The following is an 18,328-nucleotide window of genomic DNA, read 5'->3' as shown; positions in this document are numbered from 1 at the left end:
AAAATACTCTAGAAGCCCTTATTTATCAGAGGTAAAAAATGCTGGAATATGATGCGGTAAACGCCATGGTAAAATCGCAATCAAGTCAAAGCGTACACATAAAAGAGCATGATCTTTTTGTCGTGCTAACCAAATATCGGCCGCAGCCTCCATACGCTTTTCATTTATCCTAGAAATGGCAGTCATTGCTTCAGCCAATGTTGAACGTGCTTTTACCTCAACGATTAAAACAAGATTTCCACGCCGCGCAATTAAATCAATTTCACCACACTTTGTTTTAAAACGAATTTCAGCAATGTGAAACCCTTTGAAACGCAACCACCAAGCTGCCCATTTTTCTGCACGAAGCCCACGATAGAAAGACTTTTGTCTGCGTGCTTTTTGTATGGTCTTACGCATATCGTTTTAAGCATCCTTCAAAAAATTCAACCGCTGAAAAAGCTCTTGTTTTTTTAAGCCAGTCTTTTTTGCAGCCAAAGCCGCTGCTTGAGCCGCAGAATGTGTACGCGCCAATTCTAATAACATTTCATCAACCTCCTGATCGCTCATCTCGTCCAAAGAGGGAGGTGCTTCTCCAACAAGCACAACAATTTCCCCACGAATATGCGTTTTCTTGCTATAGCTTTCAAATAAATTGCCTAAATTAGCAACATCTACTGTTTCAAACTTTTTTGTTAATTCACGACAAATTGCAGCAGGACGATCAGCCGAAAAAAAAGAGACCATATCCCGCAAAGTCTCAACAAGACGATGAGGTGATTCATAAAAAACCAAAGTTGCGGGAATAGCTTTTAATTGTTCCAACCGTTTTTGACGTTGTACCTTTCGCGCACTCAAAAAACCCGCAAAGAAAAAGCTATCCGTGGGAAGCCCTGTCGCAACAAGAGCCGCTAAAAGTGCTGATGCTCCAGGAATTGGAACAATTTTGTGACCAGCTTTGTGCGCTTCTTCTACCAATCGAAATCCGGGATCAGAAATAAGCGGTGTCCCTGCATCTGAGACAAGCGCTACAGTTTTATTTTCTGCTAAAGCGGCTAATAACTTCGCCCCTGCTTTCTGTGCATTATGTTCATGATAAACAAATGGTTTCTTCTGAATACCGTAGCGTTCCAACAAAACACGCGTCACCCGCGTATCCTCACACGCTAAAATATCAACGCCTGCAAGTATTTGCAAAGCACGAAGAGTGATATCTGCAAGATTTCCGATAGGCGTTGCCACAAGATAAAGCGCTGGTTCTATGACGGGTGCAGAATAAGCATGAGCACCTATAAAATATGCTTTTTTTTCACACATACCTTTCTTTCATAATCAAATATCCCCTCTCCACAAGCTCTAAGCAAAAACTTTTATCCATGATCATCAACAACGCCTGCAAAATTTTCTTTGCCACCCGCCAAAAAATCAATCGCCATTATTCGTAACACAACAAGATAGCCTGCGCCAGATCCACGCTTTGTCTTATTATCACGCTCCATTTTTGATCGTTATTATCACTTCCAGTAGAATAAATTCCCAGTGTTACCAACACCACATCAGTCCCAATAATTTTCCGCAAAACCTTTGCTTTCAAAACCGAAGCAATAATTCCATTCATTCCCACATCTCAAGCTTACTCAGTCTTTTAAGAGTTAAATTCTCCCGATAATCCCTATAACCAGTATTTTTAAAACCAGCCTCATTTATAGATGTTAAAACCTTCACTCCAAGCAAACATAAATCACTTGCTGGCAACAGCAACAACCACCTGTATCATTTTTAGCGAACATAGACCATCAGTACTGCAATATCTCATTTAGCAATATTTCCTATAACTTTTGCAACGCTATGATTAATATTCAGCAACTTCATATAAAAACGTGTTTTCGCGCCCAAATGAGATCTCTCACCAATCCCATTCCATCAACAAAAACAAACTGAGAGCTGTTTTTATAAAAATAAACATTATCGCCCCTCGCATGGTTAGTTTTTTGCTCATTTCACATCTAAAATGCCCAACCCCAAAATGAGACATTCATATAGTGCAACTCCCATAAAAACAGCGATTTATGTTTTTAATATTGTATCCTAGAACCCTCAAAGAAAAACGTAAATTTAAAAGAACTTGTTTTTTACTTGATCAACAACTTCACGATAAAGTTTGGCATGCTCCTCCTCAGGCTTAGCAACAAAGATGGGCAAGCCATCATCTGAAGAAGACCGTAAAGCCGCATCAAGCGGCACTTCTGCTAAGAAAGGAACTTTTCGGCGTTCTGCTTCTGCACGCGCGCCACCATAGCCAAAAATATCGTAGCGTTTTCCCGTATCAGGAGCAATAAAATAACTCATATTTTCAATGAGTCCTAAAATGGGAACATTGACTTTCATGAACATTTCTATCGCTTTACGCGCATCAACCAAGGCAAGATCCTGCGGGGTAGAAACAATCAACGCCCCCGTTAACTGTACCTGTTGAGCCAGTGTCAATTGTGCATCCCCTGTACCTGGTGGCATATCCACCACCAAAACATCAAGAGGTTCCCATAAAACATCTCTGAGCAATTGCGTCACCGCCGCCATTACCATGGGACCACGCCACACCACTGGCTTTTCCTCCTCAACCAAAAAGCCCATCGACATCAACTTAAGTCCGAATTTTTCAAGCGGTTGAAGCTTTTTCCCACCAATAAGCTGTACTTTTTGATTAACAAGTCCTGTCAAGCGTGGCAAAGATGGACCATAGATATCCGCATCCATCACTCCTGTTCTGAAACCAGAATCTTGTAAAGCTAAGGCAATATTAATGGCCATTGTAGATTTGCCCACCCCCCCTTTTCCAGAAGCAATCGCAATCACATGCCTCACACCCTCTATCGGCATTTTCACAGGCAATAGATCTGCTCTACGTTTTGGCGCTACATCTCTATGCACATGAGAAGACACCCTCGGTTGTTTTTCTGCCGTAAGTGTAACAACAACAGATTCAACACCCTCCATAGCACCCACTACTTTTTCAGCAGCACAACGCACTGATTCCCATTCTTGCACACGTCCATCAGGAATTGTGATGGAAAAAAAAACCTTGCCACCAGCAATCAATATTTCTGAAAGAAGCCCCAACGATACAATATCGCTTTCAAAATTCGGCTCTTTGACTTTATATAATGCGTTGCGGATAACCTCACTTGTGATAGGATCCACGCTCTTTCCTCTCTATAAAAATGCCAAAGAACACAGTAATAAGGACGAAAAACACTTCAACTTAATCACCTAAAATTTCCGGCTTTATAAGAATTATTAAAGTGTAAATATCTTATACTCCTCTTTTTCAAAACACTAAACCAATCTTGAAGAAAAAACTCAAGCGTAAGATATATTACAAATATCCCACAAAACATGTCTTGTTCTGCAATCATTCTATATAAATGTTCTTAACTGTGCTTTTAAGAAAAAAATTGAACAAACTTCTTATATCGTAAAAAAAACAACACTTTTTACCGATATACAATAACAAATCACTCTGCTTTACCTTAGCTCTTAATGCCTTGGTCGTTTATTTTCACTCTACAAAGAAACAGCTATAAACTGAATATTGCAACCAATAATCATTTTTTTATAATTTATAGAGTATCATGCACAAAATGAATATCCATCATAGAGCCTTTCTCTATTTTTTCAAGGAAGAGAAAAATAATCTAAGATTGACTTTTTTTATGTTTTTCCTTATGGGTTAGCAGTCATATGACAGGATAAGATTGTTCATCTAGCATATATAATTGCCTATAGAACTAAGAAGGGCCGCACGCCGCGGTATTTAAATAAATGAAACGTACTTACCAACCCTCTAAACTTGTCCGTAAACGTCGCCATGGGTTTCGTGCACGTATGGCAACAGCTGGTGGCCGTAAAGTCATTGCAGCTCGACGTGCCCGTGGACGTAAGCGGTTATCTGCTTAACCATTTAAATTTTAAAATTTTCACAACGCTGAATGTTGCTCATTATTTCTTCGTTGTGAAACTTTCGTTGTGAACCTTCAATGCCTGCTTTGCAGGCATTTAGTGAAATTGCGAAACGTTCTTTATGAAGAAAAAACATCCCTGCCGCATTCGCAAGAGAGCGGATTTTTTAGCTGTACGCACAGGAGAAAAAAGACGTGGTCCTTTATTTTTGCTCGAAGTTAAGTCCCGTGAACAAACAGCAGAAATAAAATCTCCTCTTGTTGCACGTGTAGGCTTCACTGTCACACGTAAAAACGGCAATGCTGTTAAACGCAATCGTATCAAAAGACGCTTGCGCGAAGCAGTGAGAGTTGGTTTAGCAGACGACATGGAGGCAGGAACAGATTATGTTATTGTAGCGCATCCTGATGCGCTACATGCACCTTTTAAATCTTTAATCAATGAATTAGCCCGGCGAATAAAATCAAAAACAAAACGTCAGAAACGGCAACAAGGTAGTACGAATGGAATATAACCGCAATTTCTTTATCGCCATTGGATTGTCCTTTGCAGTGCTTATCGCATGGCATTTTTTTTATGTTGCTCCCAAACAGGTTGAGTTACAACAAAACCAACGCATCGCACAACAATTGTCAAAACAACAGTCTTCACTTGCTACTGCTAATACAAATTTATCTGACGTTACGCAAACGCATGAAACAGCATCTATGATTAATCACCAGATGACTCCTGAAATTCGGAATGCTGTACTAGCCAAAACAAACCGTATTGCCATAAAAACAAGTGAACTTGAAGGTTCCATTAATCTTGTTGGCGCACAGTTTGATGATCTTCTTCTCAAAAAATATCGCCTGACAGTAGAGAAGAAATCACCGGAAATTGCTTTACTGAACCCAAAGGGATTCACAACGACCTACCTTGCTGAATTTGGTTTTACCAGTCCATCTTTGTCAAAAGAAGCCTTGCCACAATCTGATACACAATGGCAAATAGAGGGAACCAATACAACACTAACCCCTTCAACGCCCGTCACTTTAATTTACAATAACGGGCAAGGACAAATTTTTCGTCGTACCCTTTCAGTTGATGATCACTACATGTTTACCATTGAAGATTCTATCAGCAATGAGAGTGATAAACCGATACATCTTTCATCCTATGCGCGCGTTGCACGTGCCGCTCCCCCAGAACATACAAATGCAACCTATTTGCTTCATGAAGGTATGATAGGCATTGCAGGTGATTCACTCAAAACTGAAAAATACAAAAATTTAGCAGAGCTTGATCCAAATCCTGATAATGGACAAAAAAGTATAACTTTCTCCAAAGAGACAGGAGGTTGGATTGGTATTACCGATAAATATTGGGCTGTAGCAGTTATTCCTCCACAAGATAAAGAATACACAAGCCGCTTTATTTATTTTGATCGCTTGCAAACACATTATCAGTCTGACTTGCTAGGATCGCTTTTAACCGTTGCCCCAAATGAAACAAAAACCGTTACAAATCGTCTTTTTGCTGGTGCAAAACAAGTTGAAATCATTAATCACTATCAAAATGACCTGAAAATTAAGAAATTTGCTCTTTTAATCGATTGGGGTTGGTTTGATTTCATTACCAAGCCAATGTTTTCTCTCATTGACATTCTTTATAAGCAAACAAGCAATTTTGGTATCGCCATTCTTCTTGTCACAGTGCTTTTGAAAATGCTTCTCTTCCCGCTAGCAAATAAATCCTACAAATCTATGGCGCGCATGAAGCGCATACAACCAATGTTGCTGGAGATCAAAGAAAAATATCCAGATGACCGAACCAAACAACAACAAGCAATAATAGAATTGTATAAAACCCAAAAAATCAATCCTCTTGCAGGCTGTTGGCCGATGTTAGTACAATTTCCAATATTCTTTGGTCTTTACAAAGTTCTGTACATCACCATCGAAATGCGGCATGCACCCTTCTTTGGCTGGATTCAAGATTTAGCAGCGCCCGATCCAACTTCTCTTTTTAACCTATTTGGCCTTTTGCCTTACACAGTCCCAACGTTTCTTATGCTTGGTGCATGGCCTTTGATCATGGGGATAACGATGTTTTTACAAATGCGTATGAACCCAGCCCCCCAAGACGATACACAAGCTATAATTTTTGCATGGATACCGGTCATCTTTACCTTCATGTTGGCTTCCTTCCCTGTTGGTCTTGTCATTTATTGGGCATGGAACAATATATTGTCAATGATTCAACAAGGTATCATGATGAAACGTCAAGGAGTTAAAATTGAGCTTTTCGATAATCTGAAAGCTATGTGGCGAAGATCACCCAAAAAAGAAGTACATGCCAAAAAAGAAGTACATGAATGACAAAATGTTCTTCGCTTTCTGGAATTTTTTCTCGCAATTGGATTTTTATTCGTGGTGTACCCGCAATACGCTTTCTTCCACCCGAAGGACCACCGGAGATTGCATTTGCGGGACGTTCTAATGTTGGGAAATCTTCCCTCATCAACGCACTCGTCCAACAAAAAAGCTTGGCACGCACCTCAAATACACCAGGACGTACGCAGGAACTTAATTACTTTGTACCCGATGGTTACAGTGGGCAACTAGGAGATCTCCCCCCAATGGCACTGGTAGATATGCCAGGTTATGGTTTTGCTGAAGCCCCTAAAAATTTGGTTGATGCTTGGACACGTCTGATCTTTAGTTATTTACGGGGTCGCACAACACTGAAACGTGTTTATGTCTTGATTGATGCACGTCATGGTATCAAAAAGAATGATACTGATGTTCTAGATCTCCTTGATAAAGCGGCTGTCTCTTATCAAATTGTTTTAACAAAAAGTGATAAAATTAAATCACATGAGCTTGCAAAATTAATAGTGACTACAAAAACAAAGCTTCTCAAACATCCAGCAGCTTACCCTGAGCTTCTCGTGACATCTTCAGAAAAAGCATTGGGTTTGGAGGAAATGCGTGCTGCCATTTTGCAAGTAATCGCAATATAAAACATATTCCTGTTATTAACAATTTATTAAACATAATTGTGAGCTGCTGCTAATAATCTTGTACTTCTAATAAAGCATCTTTATAAAAATTCCTGTTACTTGAAAGAATTCTTATCAACTCTATTTGATAGTGTAGATTATGCTGACACTTTTTCACTCTCCCCTCTCTTCTGCCTCCCGCTTTATACGCCTTATTCTTGCAGAATATAATATAAGCACTCAACTCATTGAAGAACATGAATGGGCAAGAAGACACGAATTTCTTGCACTTAATCCAGCTGGTTATGTCCCCGTTCTTCTTTCTGAACAGGAAGTTCCACTCTCAGGAGCTATCGTTATCTACGAATATTTAGATGAAACACACGGGAGTTTGCGACAAGAGAATAAACTCTTTCCAGAAAATCCTTTAGACCGAGCCGAAGTACGCCGTCTCAACGACTGGTTTTTAAATAAATTTGAAAATGAAGCGACGCGCCATATTGTACGAGAACGAATCTATAAACGTGAAATGCCACTCGCCATTGGTGGTGGTTCTCCTAATTCACAAATCTTACGCAATGCACGCGCCAATATTCTCCCGCATATGAACTATTTAAATTGGCTCTGTGCATCTCGCGACTGGCTAGTCGGCTCTGAACTATCCTATGCGGATCTAGCAGCCGCAGCTGCTATTTCTGTACTTGATTTTCTAGGAGAAATTGACTGGGAGCCATCTCCAGCAGCAAAAGACTGGTATATGCGGATTAAATCGCGGCCTTCTTTTCGCCCTCTTTTAACAGATCGCATCCGAGGAATTGTAGCGAGTCCTTATTATGCAGATCTTGACTTCTAAGCAACCCTCACCGATAAAAGTGAAAACAATATTTAAATGGATAATATATCATTTACCCCAATGAAATCTTATGCATTTGTCTACATCATGCATAATCTTCATTCTCTAAAAGACATGTTTTAAAAACCTATTGCATGATCTTCACATTATTTCCTCTATAACGATAACGAAGATATCGCTCATCATGAGCTTATATAAACCGCAATTCATTCATATAATTTAAAAGGGAAAAATTTTCCCTAAGAGGGAAAAAAACTGTTAGAAAGAAGAAGAAAATTTACTCATACTTAAAAGAGTAAAATATCACAAGGAGGTAAATATGCGCCTTACAGTTGTTGGTGCGAATGGAAAAATGGGACGTGAGCTTATTACAGCTATTCAGCGTAGAAAAGACGTAGAGCTTTGTGCTGTGCTTGTACGAAAAGGGTCACCTTTTGTAGACAAAGATGCCAGTACATTGATTAGTTCAGACTTTATCAACATTCCGATCACAGATGATCCCGAGAATGCCTTTTCTAACACAGAGGGCATTTTAGATTTTTCACAACCACAAGCAAGCATTCTCTATGCCGATTACGCTGCACAAAAAGGCTTAGTCCATATTATCGGAACAACGGGGTTTAGCAAAACAGAAGAAGCACAAATTGCAGATTTTGCGAAATATACAACTATTGTCAAATCTGGAAATATGAGTCTTGGAGTCAATCTTTTGGCTAACCTTGTAAAAAAAGCAGCCAAAGCATTAGAAGCGGATGATTTTGACATTGAGATTTACGAGATGCATCACTCTAGCAAAGTTGACGCCCCTTCTGGAACCTCTCTTCTTCTTGGGCAAGCAGCAGCGGAAGGCCGTAATGTTATGCTTAAAAATGTAAGTGTCAGCGAACGTAATGGCTACACAGGCAAGCGCCAAAAAGGTACCATTGGGTTTGCCTGTTCACGAGGTGGAACAGTTGTCGGCGACCACAGTGTTATTTTTGCTGGCCCAAATGAACGAATCGTTCTTTCACACATAGCACAAGAGCGCTCTCTCTTTGCCAATGGCGCATTAAAAGCAGCTTTATGGGCAAAGAACCACGAAAATGGTCTTTATTCAATGCTTGATGTTTTAGGATTGAATGATGAATTTTAAACAGTCAATGTAACGTAGGAAATTCATAATGGGACGCACACTTGTACTCATCCGTCATGGACAAAGTGAATGGAATCTCAAAAATCTTTTCACTGGTTGGAAAGATCCCGATTTGACAGAAAAAGGTCATGCAGAAGCAATAGCAGCAGGAAAGAATCTTAAAGCAGCTGGTTTAAAATTTGATATTGCTTATACATCTGCCTTACAACGTGCACAAAAAACGGCACAACACATTTTAGAGCAGATGGGACAACCTGATTTGCAATTGGTAAAAGATCCGGCATTGAATGAACGCAATTATGGTGATCTTGCTGGTTTGAATAAAGATGAAGTGCGTCAACAATGGGGAGAAAAACAAGTACAGATCTGGCGCCGCTCCTATACCATTGCGCCCCCTAATGGAGAAAGCTTACGCGACACTGGTGCTCGCGTTTGGCCCTATTATCTTTACCATATCCAACCGCATATTTTGCGCTCTGAAACTGTTTTGGTCGCAGCACATGGCAACTCTCTTCGCGCTCTTATTATGGCACTTGAAGGCTTAAGTGATAAGGAAATTATATCACAAGAAATAGCAACCGGCATCCCTATTATTTACACATTCAATTCTGACACCACAATTTCATCCAAGACAATCATGACACCTTAATCGCTAAAATTTTAGTGAACACCGATAACTTAACCTCATAGTTTTCAGATGAAGAATGAATTCTACAATTTTATTGACAGAATTGCCTCATAAGCTTAGATGAATTTTATAGCCCAGATGGCGGAATTGGTAGACGCGCAGGTTTCAGGTACCTGTGCCGCGAGGCGTGGAGGTTCGAGTCCTCTTTTGGGCACCATGTAATTTTTTATCATGCATAACTTACTGTTCTGATTCATCTTTTTAAAAGTGAGGGATGCGTAAATAAAAGTTGGGGAATAGGATCTTCGAATGTGCGCCTAAGATATATTATGAATCAAAATTTCTTTTAGAGGAATTTTTTAGCCATATCTATTGCTTGCTTTGCTATTAGCGCATGAGAGTTTTTCGTTGTAAAAAAATTCAATCAAAATATTGAGATCTACATATAATCAATAAGCTATACGCTTAGCAGGACCACCTCATCTTGTGAAAAATCATGCTGTAGGGCAAAATTGTATGGCATGTGCGTATGAATCAGAGATCAAACGATAAGAAGCACAGAATTTATAGAACAAGAAAGTTTTTTGACGGCAAAATCATGCTTTCTGAATTATAAAAATACATAGCCTAAATCTCAAAACCAAATAAACTTATTGAAAATTTATTGGCAGAGCTCTCTAAACAGAATGAATAGAACCTCACCCCAAACCTATACAAAGATCAAAAGAGCTAAATCCTAATAAAAGCGTTAGATTTTATACGAATTATACCAAACAATCAAAAATATATAGCAGAAATTGAATGATGCAAAGAAACTCCCTGCAACGGCTAAGAACTTTCTGAAAGCATGCAAAGATCTTCTTCAATGAGCAATTGATTTAGGATACAATAAAGAGCATCTCTCAAAAAAAACAGAACCTCTCTATTTGAACAGCAAAAAACGGTGAGAAATATTATTAATAATGGAATCTTAGAATTTATGAACGTATTTGGATTGGTGTTTTTTCTGTACAGACTTGTGTTGTAGAAACACTGTTCAGATCATATGGAAAAATATAACAGAGAATATTATTCATTTAAAAACAGAAAAGAACCAATTTAAAAGAAATGTTTTCTCCCCATTTTTCCTCAACTAGCAGCAACACTTGAAACTTATCTCTCAGAAATGAAATTATTCATTATATTAGTAAAAACAGCGTGAAACTGGCCAAAAAACTTTTGGCAATTTATTTCGTAAAACTTGTAATGCAGTGGAAATGAAAAAAATCAACACATGGATTGAGCAAGTAAGCAACACCCCATACAGCCAAAATACAAGAATAACAGTTTCACAAATGAAAACGTTTTTTCGCTTGACTGAAAATAATAGAATGCCGCTCTTAAAACAGTTGATAAAAAACGACTAACAATAGAATCAATTAAAAAAATTGCAAAAAGACTCGAAAGAAACAGAAAATAAATTAACAAGAAGCAAAAACTTAAGATTCCAAAACTTCTGTATAACCTATTGATTTTATTGACAAATGGCGGAGAGGAAGAGATTCGAACTCTCGAGAGCCTTTTGAGCCCTACTCCCTTAGCAGGGGAGCGCCTTCGACCACTCGGCCACCTCTCCAAGGGCGGTGCATAAACGGTATCAATAAAAAGTTCAAGACATTTTCGATCTTTTTCAAAAATATCTGATATTTTTCCCTTTTATTGATCCAATCACATAAAAAGTTAACAAATGAAAAATCGTGACTTTTCTACAACATTGCCTTGAATAGTACATGAATACCCTTCAAAAAGCCGATTTCATATTTGTATATCTCAAAAAGATCAGTATAGCTAGGAACATAAGTTGTGTATTTTACTCTGTCTTGAACAAATTAAGCAAGTAATATTCCCTAACAAGATTAAATTACCTTTCATTGGAGATCCACTATGAATATTAAGTCCCTCTTTTTAAGCTCTACGGCAGCTTTTTTAGCGATTTCTGGAGCGCAAGCAGCTTCCACAATTGTTGCAGAACCAGAGCCTGTGGAATTTGTTCGCGTTTGTGATGCATATGGCAAAGGGTATTTCTATATCCCTGGAACAGAAACCTGCATGCGTTTATCAGGAAATGTCCGTGCTGATTTTATAGGTGGTGACAATGTTGATGCAACAACCAATGCTGAGTTCGCTCAAAAAAGGAAAACCTATGGCGCATCGTCACGATTAACCCTTGTTTTCCAAGCGGCTTCTGAAACAGAGCTGGGAACACTTCGTTCCTATGCACGTATCTACTCGAACTGGAGCAATGGTAGAGACAATGCTGGAGCAAAACTCGCAGCTGCTTACATTGAACTTGGTGGTTTTCGTGTAGGTCTTGATGATACCATTTTCAATAGTTGGACAGGTGGCTACGGCAACGTTCTCAATGATGATAGTATCGCACCAGCAGGTGTTACACGCACCAATTTTATTTCTTACACCTTTAGTGGCGACACGGGCTTTTCTGCTATCATCGGAGCTGAATTAGGCAATGCTGATGGTCCTACCGCTATTGAAAATACATACTATTACATTGATAAAGATGATAAAATTGATGTCGTTTCTAACGATATCCTTCCAAGTAAAGGGATAAAAAAGTATACTCCAAACTTTGTTTTTGGTCTGAAATTTATGCAAAAATGGGGTGGTTTTTCAACAGTTGCAGCTTACGATGCTTATTATAAAAAGTGGGCTGGTAAGGTACGTGTAGACTTTAATATCAACGATCGCTTAAACCTTTGGGTAATGGGTGGCTATAAAAACAGCGTTGATTACTACACTGTAGATAGTGAAAATGCACTGTCACGAGAAAACACCACAATATACGCGAACTGGGGAGGTAAATGGGCTGCTTGGGCTGGTGCAACTTATAAGCTCACTCCAAAAGCAAATCTGAATGCTCAAATTTCTTATAGCGCTGTAAAGACTTTTGCAACTTCTGTAAATGTTCAATACACGCTAGTTCCAGGCTTCGTGATTACACCTGAACTGACTTATGTTTCTTGGAACGATGATCGCACTCTCAAGAGCGTAAATGGAGATACAGCATATACACATGCTCTGAATGGAAAACATGCTTTTCAAGGTATGATCCGCTTCCAGCGTTCATTCTAATCTTTTAAATCTACACTCTTTTAAAAACTGGCAACAGATGTTGCCAGTTTTTATTGTTTCAAGCCATATGTAATGATCATAACAATATCTCGTGATATTTATGGCATGCTATCTCTGACAAAAAACTGCCCACTTTGCAAAAAGACTCCAGACAAATTAACCAACCGAATGCTGTGCGACACACACTTCATAAGTTTTGCACACGTGATTTAAAGAAGGAAAATTTTGATCATCAAAGTATTTTATCAAAATTATGCAGATGCCCTCTCCTAGATGCAATCAAAAACAAGCTCGATATATCTTCAAAAATAATAGATTATATAGGAATGACATTGCTGAAATGAATAACAGAATTTTTTGCATCTTCAGTAGCTTTTGACTACACCAAAATCTTCATAAAAAAGTAGCAGTATCTATTTTTCAAAATTATGGAAGGCATGACACTTACATGTTCCACAATACACCTCCCTTTCTTGCTCTCTTCTTTCAATCACTGTCGAACTTTGCTTGCATAGAAAAAATGCAAGACTAGAAATCTGTATTTTTCATATTCGACATTGTCGATGCAAATTAACCTAATACACCACCTTTTTTGCATACTCTTGGTGATTATATTCTTTACACTTTAACTTTATGTGTTTTTTAAAATAAGAAGCGTGTCCACTATAGTGAAGAAAAAGGATTTTGAAGCTCCTTCTACGAAGCCAAACCGCTTTTTCTTCCTTTTTCCATTAATTCCTATGCATATCACTTTGTTCTCATAGCATAAATGATCTTCTTTATTTCACACAGACTTAATCGCCAGAAACCACTGTTAACAAAAGAAAACATACACTGTGGTAATTACACGCATCTAAATTAAGACAAGTTGAATTAACTCGACGGGAAATACTTATCTACCAATGCATAAATAATAGCTGCGGTTTCAACATCGAGAACTCCATCATAATTCTCTTGACGAAAATGAAGCTGAAATGCTCGAATTAAATCCTTATATCCGCATTCTGTGCATGCAGCTAAGGTATCGTATCCATATTGTTTTAGTTTAGCTAAAATATTTGCTCTGTCTGGAAAATCTTTACGGAACTTGTTCTGGTAGTGATCTTTCAATTCATCATCATACCATGCGCCTATACCCGCCTCATAAAGCTCTTTCCAAGGGAAAGCTGCCCCTGGATCACTTTTTCTGCCAATGGCAATATCACTATGCCCAACGACATCGGTTGGTATAATATCTGGATACCGTTGAAGAATATTCAACGCAAGTTCTTTAACCGCCTCAATTTGTATCGGATTATAAGGAGGAAATGTAAATTCCTCATGACTAACCGCCCCAAGTCCAACGCTTCTATCATTTAAGCTCCCCCCCCCAGACGATAAAGGAGTACCAACACGTGCACCCTCATTTTTATCAACCGGATTAAAATCACGCATATCCTTAAATCCGGATTCAGTATATGTTTCCTCAAAACATTCAGCATGGCCCGTCGCTAAATTGACTATTTCAATTCCAATAGATGTATCATTCAGATTACTGCGCCCAGCCCATGAACTAACACCTGCATGCCATGCACGTTCATTTTCATCAACGAGATTAAAAATGCGCATATCCTTAAAGCCCGCTTCAATATACGTCTTCTCTGAAGGATCAGGCACAAGATAATGTGCACTCACTGCTGATCCTGTAAGCGCTGCAATTGAACCCTTAAAGTCAATAGAGGTATAATGCATGACAAGAAAACGAACACGGCGATTAAAGCTTTTAACGGAACGATAGCTATTATAATCAATTTGATACATAGAAAAACCCTTCCTTTCTGTCTAACACAACTGCATCATCGCGAATTACAACAGATCGTATCAAAATCAGCCTTAGCACCATTTGAGAAGTACTAGTTATAATATATTACCATTCATCTGCCAAATTTGTAATACTTATACTACAAAGTTGAATAGTCATAAAATATCAAAACGACTACCAAAAATAAGAACTTACTCTCCACGCCTTCCTCAATAATCAATAAAGCGATTATGAAAATACTATGATGCCTTGCTCCATTTATTTTCTCGAGAGAACATCCGAGAAACCATTAATTAAAGAACAAACAAAACTCCACAAAATCACTCATTGAATATTTACCCACGCCGTGGGCACGACAAAGCTCTTTTTGTTATTGACCCGAAATTTTTGTTATTGACCCGAAATAATTACAGTCACAATTTGAAAATTTTATTATGCATGACTAGTTGAATCCATCTAATCAAAACATCTCTAACCTATCACAAAGCATCTTTAAAAAAACTTTATGGCAATTTCTTGACAAAAAGTGGGTAGACTATGTGTGCAATTAATTTCTCATTGGCATCTTATTAAATAGAATTTAAAGGTCATTTCATGAACATAACAGAAGCCATAAAGATCCTTCCTTGTTTTCAAGAAACAATTCTATCTCTCTGAACTTTCTCAAATATTCTTCTTCATATTTAAATCAACACAGCTGAAAAATTATTGTTCTCAAAATAAAACTCTATGGCAACATCATTTCTCTTTCTTCACAATTAAAAATCTTGAGATATAAAGCTGATGCAGAAGAAACTTAGTTAGCGGATTTTTATGTTCTCATAAAAGATCATATTCTTTCCTCCATTTTTAAATATTTTTTAAAACCGACCAAGCTGCATATTCCTGTAAGACCACGCCTAAAAGTGGTCGCGTATAGGGAAAAGAAATATGATCATCTCCATAGCCTTTTACCCGTACAGTCATTGTGGCGTGTCCAAGACTTTCTTTCTGGTTTTCTAATATCTCCAAGCAAGGTGATAAGCTGATCTCGGCTTCAAGTTGTGGAAGACTTTTCGCCCCTTTTTCTCTTGCTTGAAAATATTTCAAAAGCTGTGGATCATTGGCAGACCAATGAACTTCCGCATGCATTGCCAATTGCTCGCGCGCGGTGGTAACCTCTGCTCCAACCAAATAGGGGTGAAAATGATCTTCAAATTCTTCAATGAAATGCTGTGCCAAAGGCATTGATGAATGGCCAACCAATTGCACAAGAACATAAGGGCTTTTCCATAAAAAATGCCGTTCAAAAGGTTCATTGGCGAAATGATCATCAACCCAATGCGCAATGCTACTTTCATCAATTCCAATTAAAGTCCAGGCATATTGAGCACGCGATACAGGAGAATACTTCTTTTCACCATGTTCTAAATAATCTTCTAAAAGCGCAAGAGCTTGTGTAGGAGGACCAGGCAAAACCACGAGCGAACTTCCACAGCAAGAGAGATAAAAACCAGGTGCTGTGCCTGTGGAATTATCAAGCACTTTTGCCGTTTCAGGAAACAAAGCCTGACGCGCATTATTGGCATCCGGCGCGATACCTAACCGCCCCAATTGACCTTTTATTGTTTGCCAAACAGCTTCATGATGAACCAAAGGTTGCTGCACAGCTTGGGCAATCGCATCGCGTGTTTTGTCATCTGATGTTGGTCCCAATCCCCCACTGATAATGATAAGATCTTCTTGTCCCAGACAAGCAATCACTGTATCACTGATTTGCTGCAATTGATCGGCGCAAACAAAATGACGCGTGACTTGAATATTTCTTTTGTTCAAGCTCTGACTCAAATCTTGCAAATTTGTATTCAAATATTGTCCTGAAAGGAGTTCATCACCAACGGTAATAATCGCCGCACGACAAACAGAGACAGGATTCACAAGAGCATTGCGAACAGCTTCAGCCATTTGACGCGTAGAGGCGCCCCCTCCTAAATCATAGGTAACAGTTTTTCCAACGCGAATAACCTGATCAATACTCTCAGATAATTGTTGCGCTGCTTCTTGAAAGCCTAAATGCTCTAAAAGTAAAGCCGTGGTATAAAGCATGGCAGAAGGGTTTGCTTTATTCTGTCCAGCAATGCGCGGTGCACTGCCATGAACAGGTTCAAAATAAGCCATTTTGCTTCCCACATTTGCACTAGGTGCAAGTCCCAATCCTCCCATCACTCCAGCAGCAAGATCGGAGAGAATATCGCCAAACATGTTTTCAGCAACAATCACCCCAAACTGCTCTGGCTTTGTTGCAATCCACAAAGCCACTGCATCTACATTGTGAATGTCTGCTTCAATTTCTGGATAATTTTGCGCGATTTTTTCAAAAATTTCTTGAGCAAACTGACCACTCTCCCGCATAACATTTGGTTTATCAGCAAAAGTAACCCGCCCCAAACCATGCACGCGCGCATAAGAAAAAGCATATTCAAATAACCGCTCCAAACCAAAGCGTGTCTGCAAACGGACCGTCCATGCAGCCTCCTCAAGACCATATTTTTCTAAATTGGGATATTTTAACCATGCTGCTGTTTCAGAAGTTATACCCAGAAAATCCAATCCCGCATAGAGACCTTCACTATTTTCTCTGATAACACAAAAATGAAAAGGCTTTCTCGGACCGAAAATATATCTGATAGGTCGTATATTGGCAAACAGTTCCAACTTTTGACGAAGCTGAATTACAGGTGAAACATAGGTAAGTTTCTTCTCCCTAAAATGTGGCGCAAGCTCCTTTAAAGCAGATTCTTTTCCTTTACTGGTCACAGCACCAAGTAAAACGGCATCGCTCTCAGTGATTTTTTGCCAAGTTGCTTGCGGAACAGGATCTCCTTCCTGTTTCCAACATTCCCAACCAATATCGCCATAGGTTAATTCAATCGGCAATTGGAATTGCTCTAGGACCATCAGCGCAGCATCACAGACTTCTGGACCCACCCCATCACCAGGTAATACAAGAACTTTCTTTTTCATAATCCCCTCATCCATTCAGCAAGAATTGTATTCGTCATAACAGGATTATCCTCCCACAAACGCATACCAGCACGAGGAATAATCTTATATTCATGATTCTGATTGTTACTTCGTGTTTGATTATCTACGGTTGCAAGTTGTGACTTTTCACCTACCAAAGCTAAAAACTTTCCAGTGTATTTGATAATCTCATTTCTAGCATCCATTCCCAACAAGAACTCAAATCCTCTTGTCATACGTTCAATGGCCATGCTTTTTTGCGCATCAGGCATCTCCAATAAGCTTCTTTTTTTCATAACTCCAGGAGGGTGCATAAAAGCATTGAGTGCTTCTAGAGCTCCTGACAAATCTTTATTTTTCAAGAAATTAAGAAGATATCCAAGTCGTTGTTGCAAAAGCGTATCTGGATAGCCTGGTGCATTCACAGCAAGCACGGCTCGAACATTTGGAAGTCGTGCAGCCAACATTTGCACCAATGTCCCAGCCATAGAAAACCCTACAAGAACTGAAGGCTTTTTAAAATGTGTTTCAAGTTTCTCTGTAATAAAAGGCAAAATTTCTATGGCAGAGTTCTTACAAACAGTAGAGTTACTAGGAAAAAGGGACAGTGTATCGAGTAGAGTAATTTGGAATCCTTTTGCCAAACATAGCTTTATAAATGAAGAACAAAAAACGCCACGATCCCAAACTGGCATTACAGGAGAAAGAATGACAACAGAAAGGCCCATTATTTATTCCCCGCGCCCCTTGTTTCAAAATATAGATTGTAGCAGCAACTCCCCCACTGAGAATAACTCTTAAAACATAGAGATATCGGAACTCTATCGCACATAAACTCCCCCTCCCCGTAACAGCCGCTC

The 18,328-nt window shown here is 39.0% G+C and carries 15 protein-coding genes and 2 tRNA genes; 9 read left to right on the top strand and 8 right to left on the bottom strand.

Features of this window, described 5'->3' with window-relative positions; genetic code table 11:
* Positions 1-18: 18 nt before the first annotated feature.
* From QHG54_RS08290 to QHG54_RS08275, 4 genes are all read right to left on the bottom strand, one after another.
* Positions 19-387 (bottom strand): YraN family protein, encoded by a 369-nt coding sequence (locus tag QHG54_RS08290; RefSeq protein ID WP_406604548.1) that lies wholly within the window; start codon positions 385-387, stop codon positions 19-21.
* A gap of 18 nt (positions 388-405) precedes the next feature.
* A complete protein-coding gene (gene rsmI / locus QHG54_RS08285) occupies positions 406-1,296 on the bottom strand; it encodes a 16S rRNA (cytidine(1402)-2'-O)-methyltransferase (RefSeq protein WP_406604189.1) in 891 nt (296 codons plus the stop codon).
* A 53-nt stretch (positions 1,297-1,349) separates the two neighbouring features.
* Complete coding sequence (locus tag QHG54_RS08280) at positions 1,350-1,478, bottom strand: hypothetical protein (RefSeq protein ID WP_317993580.1); 129 nt, start codon at positions 1,476-1,478, stop codon at positions 1,350-1,352.
* Between the two features lie 616 nt (positions 1,479-2,094).
* Positions 2,095-3,180 carry a P-loop NTPase gene (locus tag QHG54_RS08275; protein ID WP_406604188.1) on the bottom strand — a complete coding sequence of 362 codons (1,086 nt, stop codon included), beginning with the start codon at positions 3,178-3,180 and terminating at the stop codon, positions 2,095-2,097.
* A 621-nt stretch (positions 3,181-3,801) separates the two neighbouring features.
* Here QHG54_RS08275 and rpmH point away from each other — a divergent pair.
* The 8 genes from rpmH (at position 3,802) to QHG54_RS08235 (ending at position 9,752) form a co-directional block, all read left to right on the top strand.
* Positions 3,802-3,936: a 50S ribosomal protein L34 gene (gene rpmH / locus QHG54_RS08270; RefSeq protein ID WP_005864709.1), complete on the top strand. Its 135-nt coding sequence runs from the start codon at positions 3,802-3,804 to the stop codon at positions 3,934-3,936.
* A 124-nt stretch (positions 3,937-4,060) separates the two neighbouring features.
* A complete protein-coding gene (rnpA, locus tag QHG54_RS08265; RefSeq protein ID WP_317993582.1) occupies positions 4,061-4,453 on the top strand; it encodes a ribonuclease P protein component in 393 nt (130 codons plus the stop codon).
* Positions 4,443-6,299, top strand: a complete 1,857-nt coding sequence (yidC, locus tag QHG54_RS08260) for a membrane protein insertase YidC (protein WP_317993583.1) — start codon at positions 4,443-4,445, stop codon at positions 6,297-6,299. Before rnpA ends, yidC begins: the two co-directional genes overlap by 11 nt.
* On the top strand, positions 6,296-6,943 hold the full coding sequence (gene yihA, locus QHG54_RS08255) for a ribosome biogenesis GTP-binding protein YihA/YsxC (protein WP_317993584.1): 648 nt from the start codon (positions 6,296-6,298) through the stop codon (positions 6,941-6,943). Before yidC ends, yihA begins: the two co-directional genes overlap by 4 nt.
* A 139-nt stretch (positions 6,944-7,082) precedes the next feature.
* Positions 7,083-7,775, top strand: coding sequence for a glutathione S-transferase family protein (locus QHG54_RS08250; protein ID WP_317993585.1), 693 nt, complete (start codon positions 7,083-7,085; stop codon positions 7,773-7,775).
* A 319-nt stretch (positions 7,776-8,094) separates the two neighbouring features.
* Positions 8,095-8,907, top strand: a complete 813-nt coding sequence (dapB, locus tag QHG54_RS08245) for a 4-hydroxy-tetrahydrodipicolinate reductase (protein ID WP_317993586.1) — start codon at positions 8,095-8,097, stop codon at positions 8,905-8,907.
* 28 nt (positions 8,908-8,935) lie between these two features.
* On the top strand, positions 8,936-9,556 hold the full coding sequence (locus tag QHG54_RS08240) for a 2,3-bisphosphoglycerate-dependent phosphoglycerate mutase (RefSeq protein WP_406604187.1): 621 nt from the start codon (positions 8,936-8,938) through the stop codon (positions 9,554-9,556).
* A 111-nt stretch (positions 9,557-9,667) separates the two neighbouring features.
* Positions 9,668-9,752, top strand: a tRNA-Leu gene (locus tag QHG54_RS08235).
* A gap of 1,307 nt (positions 9,753-11,059) precedes the next feature.
* Here QHG54_RS08235 and QHG54_RS08230 read toward each other — a convergent pair.
* Positions 11,060-11,150 (bottom strand) — tRNA-Ser (locus QHG54_RS08230).
* A gap of 308 nt (positions 11,151-11,458) precedes the next feature.
* On the opposite strand from QHG54_RS08230, the gene QHG54_RS08225 reads away from it, so the two are divergent.
* Positions 11,459-12,664 carry a porin gene (locus tag QHG54_RS08225; RefSeq protein ID WP_317993632.1) on the top strand — a complete coding sequence of 402 codons (1,206 nt, stop codon included), beginning with the start codon at positions 11,459-11,461 and terminating at the stop codon, positions 12,662-12,664.
* Positions 12,665-13,537: 873 nt separating this feature from the next.
* On the opposite strand, the gene QHG54_RS08220 is transcribed toward QHG54_RS08225, so the two are convergent.
* From QHG54_RS08220 to QHG54_RS08210, 3 genes are all read right to left on the bottom strand, one after another.
* Positions 13,538-14,464, bottom strand: coding sequence for an N-acetylmuramoyl-L-alanine amidase (locus QHG54_RS08220; protein ID WP_406604186.1), 927 nt, complete (start codon positions 14,462-14,464; stop codon positions 13,538-13,540).
* Positions 14,465-15,314: 850 nt separating this feature from the next.
* A complete protein-coding gene (locus QHG54_RS08215) occupies positions 15,315-17,468 on the bottom strand; it encodes an isocitrate/isopropylmalate family dehydrogenase (protein ID WP_406604185.1) in 2,154 nt (717 codons plus the stop codon).
* Positions 17,465-18,196, bottom strand: coding sequence for an alpha/beta hydrolase (locus QHG54_RS08210; RefSeq protein WP_406604184.1), 732 nt, complete (start codon positions 18,194-18,196; stop codon positions 17,465-17,467). The genes QHG54_RS08215 and QHG54_RS08210 overlap by 4 nt, the downstream gene beginning before the upstream one ends.
* Positions 18,197-18,328: the final 132 nt, after the last annotated feature.

The organism is Bartonella gliris (assembly GCF_045277155.1).
Lineage (GTDB): Bacteria > Pseudomonadota > Alphaproteobacteria > Rhizobiales > Rhizobiaceae > Bartonella > Bartonella gliris.
The sequence above is the reverse complement of the archived record's forward strand: the minus strand, read 5'-3'. Positions and strand labels throughout refer to the sequence as shown.

Excerpts from the sequence above, each read along its gene's own strand:
- rnpA (WP_317993582.1), top strand. The coding sequence starts at position 4,061 with ATGAAGAAAAAACATCCCTGCCGCATTCGCAAGAGAGCGGATTTTTTA.
- QHG54_RS08215 (WP_406604185.1), bottom strand. The coding sequence starts at position 17,468 with ATGAAAAAGAAAGTTCTTGTATTACCTGGTGATGGGGTGGGTCCAGAA.
- QHG54_RS08280 (WP_317993580.1), bottom strand. The coding sequence starts at position 1,478 with ATGGAGCGTGATAATAAGACAAAGCGTGGATCTGGCGCAGGCTATCTT.
- QHG54_RS08225 (WP_317993632.1), top strand. The coding sequence starts at position 11,459 with ATGAATATTAAGTCCCTCTTTTTAAGCTCTACGGCAGCTTTTTTAGCG.
- rsmI (WP_406604189.1), bottom strand. The coding sequence starts at position 1,296 with ATGTGTGAAAAAAAAGCATATTTTATAGGTGCTCATGCTTATTCTGCA.
- yidC (WP_317993583.1), top strand. The coding sequence starts at position 4,443 with ATGGAATATAACCGCAATTTCTTTATCGCCATTGGATTGTCCTTTGCA.
- QHG54_RS08250 (WP_317993585.1), top strand. The coding sequence starts at position 7,083 with ATGCTGACACTTTTTCACTCTCCCCTCTCTTCTGCCTCCCGCTTTATA.
- QHG54_RS08240 (WP_406604187.1), top strand. The coding sequence starts at position 8,936 with ATGGGACGCACACTTGTACTCATCCGTCATGGACAAAGTGAATGGAAT.
- QHG54_RS08210 (WP_406604184.1), bottom strand. The coding sequence starts at position 18,196 with ATGGGCCTTTCTGTTGTCATTCTTTCTCCTGTAATGCCAGTTTGGGAT.
- QHG54_RS08220 (WP_406604186.1), bottom strand. The coding sequence starts at position 14,464 with ATGTATCAAATTGATTATAATAGCTATCGTTCCGTTAAAAGCTTTAAT.
- dapB (WP_317993586.1), top strand. The coding sequence starts at position 8,095 with ATGCGCCTTACAGTTGTTGGTGCGAATGGAAAAATGGGACGTGAGCTT.
- rpmH (WP_005864709.1), top strand. The coding sequence starts at position 3,802 with ATGAAACGTACTTACCAACCCTCTAAACTTGTCCGTAAACGTCGCCAT.
- yihA (WP_317993584.1), top strand. The coding sequence starts at position 6,296 with ATGACAAAATGTTCTTCGCTTTCTGGAATTTTTTCTCGCAATTGGATT.